This window comes from Halorubrum sp. SP9 (assembly GCF_005435015.1).
In the GTDB taxonomy this organism is placed as follows: domain Archaea; phylum Halobacteriota; class Halobacteria; order Halobacteriales; family Haloferacaceae; genus Halorubrum; species Halorubrum sodomense.
Genome location: NZ_SGXU01000595.1, coordinates 1 through 302 on the forward strand (window position 1 = coordinate 1; position 302 = coordinate 302).

General features: G+C 70.2%; 1 protein-coding gene. It reads left to right on the plus strand.

Annotation, left to right across the window (positions count from 1 at the left end; translation table 11 throughout):
* Window positions 1-302, plus strand: a 302-nt coding sequence (locus EXE45_RS18705; RefSeq protein ID WP_137695185.1) for a TRAP transporter large permease subunit, incomplete at both ends; no start/stop codon positions are given.

The window sequence follows — 302 nt, forward strand, 5'->3', positions numbered from 1 at the left end:
TGGCGGGCCCGCAGATGCCCGGCGCCCTGAGCCACGGCGGCCTGAGCCCCTCGCGGATCCTCCGGATCCTCGTGGTGAGCGTCGACGGCTTCTTCGGCTTCCTCACCCGGTTGGTGGCCGCGTGGATCGCGTTATTCCTGCTGTACGCGGGCCTGCTGAAGGCGTACGGCGCGTTCGACCTCATCCTGCGGCTGGCGGTCCGCTCGGCGAAGTACGTCGACTCAGGGATCGCGCAGACGGCCGTCATCGCGAGCGCGGTCATCGGCTCCGTCAACGGGAGCCAGACCGCCAACGCCGGGATG